General features: G+C 61.5%; 7 protein-coding genes. 2 read left to right on the top strand and 5 right to left on the bottom strand.

Annotated features, from left to right (window positions below; all coding sequences use genetic code 11):
* Positions 1-48: 48 nt before the first annotated feature.
* Both ACFMO5_RS12700 and ACFMO5_RS12695 read right to left on the bottom strand, forming a co-directional pair.
* The gene (locus ACFMO5_RS12700; RefSeq protein WP_376793121.1) at positions 49-1089 is read right to left on the bottom strand and encodes a PrsW family intramembrane metalloprotease; all 1041 of its coding nucleotides are present in this window, start codon (positions 1087-1089) and stop codon (positions 49-51) included.
* Positions 1065-1808 carry an ABC transporter permease gene (locus ACFMO5_RS12695; protein ID WP_376793120.1) on the bottom strand — a complete coding sequence of 248 codons (744 nt, stop codon included), beginning with the start codon at positions 1806-1808 and terminating at the stop codon, positions 1065-1067. The genes ACFMO5_RS12700 and ACFMO5_RS12695 overlap by 25 nt, the downstream gene beginning before the upstream one ends.
* Positions 1809-2043: 235 nt before the next feature.
* Between ACFMO5_RS12695 and ACFMO5_RS12690 the strand changes: the two genes are divergently transcribed.
* Together ACFMO5_RS12690 and ACFMO5_RS12685 are read left to right on the top strand one after the other, a co-directional pair.
* Complete coding sequence (locus tag ACFMO5_RS12690) at positions 2044-2202, top strand: hypothetical protein (protein ID WP_376793119.1); 159 nt, start codon at positions 2044-2046, stop codon at positions 2200-2202.
* Positions 2203-2289: 87 nt separating this feature from the next.
* Positions 2290-2889, top strand: coding sequence for a hypothetical protein (locus tag ACFMO5_RS12685; RefSeq protein WP_376793118.1), 600 nt, complete (start codon positions 2290-2292; stop codon positions 2887-2889).
* Here ACFMO5_RS12685 and ACFMO5_RS12680 read toward each other — a convergent pair.
* The 3 genes from ACFMO5_RS12680 to ACFMO5_RS12670 form a co-directional block, all read right to left on the bottom strand.
* A complete protein-coding gene (locus tag ACFMO5_RS12680) occupies positions 2835-3986 on the bottom strand; it encodes a glycosyltransferase (RefSeq protein WP_376793117.1) in 1152 nt (383 codons plus the stop codon). The genes ACFMO5_RS12685 and ACFMO5_RS12680 overlap by 55 nt on opposite strands.
* Positions 3987-4174: 188 nt before the next feature.
* A complete protein-coding gene (locus ACFMO5_RS12675; RefSeq protein ID WP_376793116.1) occupies positions 4175-4699 on the bottom strand; it encodes an ATP:cob(I)alamin adenosyltransferase in 525 nt (174 codons plus the stop codon).
* Between the two features lie 339 nt (positions 4700-5038).
* Positions 5039-5725 (bottom strand): DedA family protein, encoded by a 687-nt coding sequence (locus tag ACFMO5_RS12670; RefSeq protein WP_376793115.1) that lies wholly within the window; start codon positions 5723-5725, stop codon positions 5039-5041.
* Between the last annotated feature and the right edge of the window lie 280 nt (positions 5726-6005).

Below are 6005 nucleotides of genomic sequence, written 5' to 3'. Positions count from 1 at the left end.
TGGGCCGCGTAAGCGGCCCACACCTCACAGAAATTCCATCAAGCATGATCAGACGCGGCGTTGGGTCAGCCGGGCGAGTTCCTCACGAAGGCGCGTGATCTCCGGCTCCCAGCGCGTTTCCCCCAGCGCCTCCCGTTGATGCTTCCGAAACGCCAGCTCGACGGCCACCCCATACAGATGTCCCAGCCGCCGCCATTCCCGCCAATTGCCTCTTAACAATGCCTGCCAGCGCCGAACCCCCCGCCGCCACACGGAACGGCACTCGCGGTAGAGCGGCTCCGGTAAAATCCCGGCGTTCACTTCCTCGCGAAGGTAGCGGGTGATCCACATCCGCTCCCGATAAAGACCCCAGCTGGCCAGCAACAGCACCATCAGGAGGCCCATCCAGTTGGCGGCGACGACGCTGAGGAACCCTAATACCGTGATCTCCGTGCTCGCCTCTAAATGCCCCAACACCGAGAGCATGCCATTGTGAAAGGCATGCAAAGCCACTCCTGTTCCCCAACCTCCCACCGGGGCAACCAGACGGAGGACCCGATGGGGGGAGAGCCGCGCGGCCGCCAGGCCCAGGCCGGCGAAGCCGGTAAAGACCGCGTGGCTCAGGCCGAACAACCCGACCCGGATGAGCGCCAGCCCCAACAGCGCCTCCTGGCCCCCTTCCTCACCGGCGGCGATGAGGTATAGAAAATTCTCCGCGGCCTCGAAGCCGAATCCCACGAGGGAGCCGTAGAGGAACCCGTCATAGAGGCTGTCTATCTCCCGGCGCTGGAACCAGAAGAGGAGCAGCAGGAACAGCCCCTTCGCGGTCTCCTCCGCGATAGGCGCGATCAGACTGCCGGTGATCAGGTCACGGAACAGCCCCTCCTCGATGGGCGGCTCCAACGCGACCTCCGCCAGAACGGCCAGGACCACGGCGGGGAGCATCCCCCAGAAGAAGGCAGCGAAGATCAGCCGCTTCGGCTCCTTCTCATAGCGGTCCAGCCACCAGACGAACAGCGAATAAAGCAGCACGGGCAGATACGCTAAAGAAAAGGCCAGCCCACACACGGATCGCCTCTCGAAGCCTATGTCGTAAACAGCCAGCGGCACCAGCGACGCTCCAGGACGTCCACCAGTTGGTAGAGCACGAGTCCCATCCCGCTCATCAGGACGAGCCCTGCATACATCGCCGGGTAATTAAAGAAGGTGCTCGCTTGAATGTAGATGTAATACCCCAAGCCGTAGCGGGTGGCCAGCAGCTCGCTCAGATACAGCACAGCCACCGCCGTTCCGATGCTCTGGCGGACCGCGGTGAGGATCGCGGGGAGGGAGGCCGGCAGATAGACGAAGCGGAACAGCGCCCGCCGCCCGGCTCCCAAGCTCCGCACGGATAGCACCAGCTCCGGCCGCAGGCCCGCCGCCGCATCCCGCACCAGCACCAGGATCTGGAAGAACAGGATCAGGAAAATCAGCGACACTTTTGCCAGATCGCCTACCCCAAAAAACAAGATCAGAATGGGCACCAGCACCACTTTGGGGATGGGGTAGAGAATATATAAAAACGGGGAAACCAGTCGGTGCAGCTGGGGGCTGAGGCCCAGGGCCAGCCCCAGCGGGGCCGCTGTGGCGATCGAGAGGATGATGCTGATGATCACCCGTCCGGCGCTGGCCAGAAGATGCAAGGCCAGATCCCCCTGCAGCTCCTGCATCAGAGCCTGCCCAACGGCGACCGGCGTGGGAAGGATCGGACGCTGGACGATCCAGGCGAGCAGATGCCAGGAGATCAGCAGGATCAAAGCGGCGAACCACACCTCGCTGCGTCGTGCCATGGCTTCTTAGCCTTCATCCGGTCGTGGAGTTCTAGCGAATGCAGGTAATATTGTAATGTGGCGCCTTGGGAATATATGAACCCGTGCCGCGAGTCTGAGGGCCGCCTGCTGGTTCCGACGTCTTGCTCCTCTCTCATCCCCGCGGCATAAAAACAGGCGCTCAAGTGTCCTGGCGTGAACAAAGGTTCCTGGGAAGGCGAAGAGGAGATCCTTTGCTCGAAGGAGGATTCGCGCGATGCCGCGTCGCTCACCTTCTTACCGATGGCAGCAGACGGTTTTCATCATCCTGGCCATTCTGGCGGTGCTCAGCTTGATCCTGACGAGCGTCTTGACGAGCAATCCACCACCGCCACCCACTCCTACGCCGATGGAGCTTTTCCTGCCTGGCGGTTAGCCTGCCCGTCCCTCCGCTTCAAGGGCTTGAGCTTCGCATTGCAAAACCGGTATGCTGAATCGCCGTACAGAGCCAGAGGACCACACCGTGAAGACTGCGTTGGGATCATTGGCCTGGTTGGCTTGGGGGATGATGCTCGTTGGATACTGGGCGCCATGGGTTGAGGGCGATGGGGCCGGGTTAACATTTTCCGGCTTCGACCTGGTTCCATTTCTGGTCTTTTTCCAGAGAGCCGGTTATGGGCCGTTAATACGGGAACGCCTGTGGGCTCCGTTGTGGGGGCTGAGCCTGGCGCTGGCCATCCTGGCCCTCAGTGATTCAGGGAAACTACCTCATATAGGAAGGCGTTTGCTGTGGGCACTCGCTGGGTTATGGTCCCTGGCAACCTGGCCTCCTTATCCGGAGCTCTTGAACCCGCTATCCATTGAGGGGCGAGGGGGTTTCCTGGGAGGGTTGTTGACGATGTTCCTGGTCGGAACTTTGCCGCTCTGGCCCGCCGGGTGGCGACGACGGCTGGCGTTGGCTTTGCCCTGGGCGATGGTGGGAGGGGTGGGGCCCGAGCTGGTCCAGATATGGAGGCTCTGGATTCAGCATCTGGGGTTGAGCCCGTGGATCGGATGGGGTCTTCCCCTTTACGGATTGGGGCTGGCGCTTTGGGCGCTGGCGTGGTGGAGGGCTTCCTCATAGATCGCCAGCACGTTCTGGGCCATTTTCTCCAGGGTGAACTCAGCCTGCACGCGTTCCCGGCCCCGTTGTCCTCGGGCCCGGGCCCTCTCCGGTTGCCCCAGGATCTCCCGGATCGCCTCCGCCAGCGCCCCCGGATCTCGCGGGGGAATAATCCATCCCGCCTCGCCCACCACCCACGAGGTTCCGGTTCCGATCTCCGTGGTCACGACTGGGAGACCCGCGGCCATTGCTTCCAGCAGCACGGTTCCAAAGGCCTCCGCCCGCGCGCTGGCGGGGAGAACAAAAAGATCCGCCGCGTGGTAGACCAGAGGCAGCTCGGGATCCGGAACCTCCCCGAGGAAATGCACACGGTCCAGCAGCTTGAGATCCCGGGCCAGCGCGCGCCAGGGGCGCTCCATCGGACCGGTCCCCACGATAGTGGCGTGAACATTGGGCAGGTGGGCGAGGGCGTGGAGAAGCGTATCGATCCCTTTATAGTATCGGAGGCGGCCGACGAAGAGCACATGGGGGCGATGGGGAGCAGAGCACCAGGAGGCTCGTAGGGCTCGTGCGGCCTCTGGCGACGCGGATAGGAAGCGAGCTGTGTCGATGCCGAGGGGGACGATGCGACATTTGTCCCGGAAGGCGCGTAGGTGAGGGGAAGTCTCCACGTAGAGCGGGCTGGTCGCCAGGATCCGCACCACCCGGGCGAGGACCCGACGGAGCATCGGTCGGTACAGCCAGCCGGTCAGGCGCTGGCGTACGATGTCGCTGTGGTAAGTCAGAACGGCTGGGACAGCATCTCCGCTCAAGAGATAGGCGATCTCCGCGGGGGGATAAGGGTGATGGAGGTGAACCAAGTCGCAGCGAGAAAAAAGACGCCGGGCGTGGGCGAAAAACCCCGGGCTCAGCGGCGTCGAGGCCACGGTGAGCCAGCGGGCTGTCTTCAGGACGCGGACGGAGCCGTCCAGGAGTTCCACAGTCTTCCGGGTCGGAGAGGTCACCAGAACGGTCACCTCCAGGCCCATACGGGCCTGGGCCTCCGCCAGGGCGCGGATGTGATTTTCAATCCCCCCGAGGACGGGAAAATAGTCCTTATAAAGATGAAGCACCCGCATCGGCGCTTCCGCCCAATCCTCTGCATCAGGTTGCTTACCTGGAGAGGATTTTAGCAAAGCAGCGCTCGATCTGCCCCGGAGGCCAAGAGGCGGGATCTGGCGAGTCCTCTTTGTGACGGGGAGGAAGAGCGCGTTCGTGGGCAGCGAGGCTATCGAGGAGGGCCTTATTGCCTATCAACTCCCAGCGATCACCGCTGGGGAGCTGCCTGGGCTTCCTCGTAGCGGGCAAGGGCGAACAATAGCCTGGGCAATCGCTCCAGATAACCCTCGATCGTTGGGTCGATCTGCCCCTCGGTCTGATGGAGCTGGGAGCTTATTCGTTGGGTAATGATCGACAAGAGATCGAGGATGGCCCCGCTGACCGTATCGCCGGGAAGGTCGGGGAACTCATAGGTCGAACGTTCCCGCTCCAGCGTCTCCCGGATTTCGTCCAGCCAGCCGATCCGCTCCATGGGAAGAAACGATGAGTGATGGTTGGGAGAGTCGTCGAGGGCGATCAGCTGCTTGAGCATCTGCTGAAGATCCCTTTGAAGGGCGAGCAGGATGGCCTGAACTCGGGCGCTATGGGCGCAGGCGCGGGCAAGGCCCAGCCAGGCGTTTAATTCAAGGAGTGGGCTATCGAGACGCAGATCCGTTCGCTGGATTGTTCTCCCGCCCCGCGTCTGAAGCTCGTTGGGCTTCCAGGGTTCAAAATCTGGTCGGTAGAGGGACATCTCGGCTCCTTTCATGAATGAATAAGGGATAAGGAATTCGGCTCCAGGCTCGCGGATCCTGAGGATCTTGGGGGCGATGAACGGAAGACCAAGATCTCCGCATGCTGATGGAAGCCGATTGTTACCTTGACGCTTAAGCGGAGCGCAGGCGATGGCGAATTGAATTTATTATAATGAAGATCATCTTTATTTACCAAATTCTCACCACCGGTGCAACCCATCAGGCCGTCTGCAAGTAGGGCGCTGGGAGGGGAGATGGAAATGTTTCACCCAAGGGGCAGCCCGTCATCCCTTGCGCTGCAGGAGCGTTTCCCGGGACAGGGGGCGTTGAACCGGCTCTTAAGCGCCTTCTTCTCGAGGATCGGCTGCCTCAGCGGCTGGGATCCACGCCTCATAACCCTCTCGGGCGTGGCGGATATGGCGGTAGAGATAATAGACCAACCCACTGAGCAGGGCAAGGGCGATGGGGATATCGAAAGGTCGCATCATCCGGCGCAGCTCTTCCCAGTGCTGGCCGAACAGATAACCACCCGCTGCCAGGCCGGCGCACCAGATAAAGGAGCCCGCGAAGGTCAACGTTGTGAAGGAGAGAAGCGGGACCCGGGTGATTCCGGCGGGGAATGAGATGAACGTGCGCACAATCGGCAGCAGGCGTGAAAGAAAGGTGGCCCACATTCCCCAGCGAGCGAACCACCGATCCGCAGCTTCCAGATCCCGCGGGCTGATCAGGAGGTAGCGCCCATATCGGAACAGGAAGGGTCTGCCGCCGTAATAGCCCAGCCCGTAAGACAGCAGGGAGCCCAGCGTGCAGCCCAGCCCTCCGTAGAACCCCCCTTCGAGGACGGCTTGAAGAAGCGTCCCTCCCCGGGCCTGGACCAACATCCAGCCGGCCAAGGGCATGGTCACCTCGCTGGGGATGGGAATGTTGGCGCTCTCCAGGGCCATGATGATGACCACGCCTCCCCATCCCATCCACTGAAACAAGTTCTGAAGGAACAGCACCAGTTGGTGCTCCAGAGCTTCCATCGCTCCTCCTAGTTTTTACTTGGAGTTCGAACAAACGATAGTCATCCTGATCTGTCGTGATGACCTTTTTACTCAACTCATGAGATTGACGTTTCGTCCGGGCCCTCCCCCGTGCCGATCAAGCCCCTCCCCATGGCCCTGTATAGACCAGACACATGGGTAACACTTGTTCAGAGACATGGGTGACATCGGGTGACTCACATATGGCGACTCGTTCCGTGGTGCAGATCAATCCGCGCGATGGGCTGTTGACAGAAGAATACAACGTATTCCCCATCCT

Source organism: Thermoflexus sp. (assembly GCF_042408365.1).
Lineage (GTDB): Bacteria > Chloroflexota > Anaerolineae > Thermoflexales > Thermoflexaceae > Thermoflexus.
This window is presented reverse-complemented; position numbering and strand designations above follow the sequence as displayed.

What these genes read in the sequence shown, in the direction of transcription:
- ACFMO5_RS12695 (WP_376793120.1), bottom strand. Translation starts at nt 1,808, where the DNA reads ATGGCACGACGCAGCGAGGTGTGGTTCGCCGCTTTGATCCTGCTGATC.
- ACFMO5_RS12690 (WP_376793119.1), top strand. Translation starts at nt 2,044, where the DNA reads ATGCCGCGTCGCTCACCTTCTTACCGATGGCAGCAGACGGTTTTCATC.
- ACFMO5_RS12680 (WP_376793117.1), bottom strand. Translation starts at nt 3,986, where the DNA reads ATGCGGGTGCTTCATCTTTATAAGGACTATTTTCCCGTCCTCGGGGGG.
- ACFMO5_RS12675 (WP_376793116.1), bottom strand. Translation starts at nt 4,699, where the DNA reads ATGTCCCTCTACCGACCAGATTTTGAACCCTGGAAGCCCAACGAGCTT.
- ACFMO5_RS12670 (WP_376793115.1), bottom strand. Translation starts at nt 5,725, where the DNA reads ATGGAAGCTCTGGAGCACCAACTGGTGCTGTTCCTTCAGAACTTGTTT.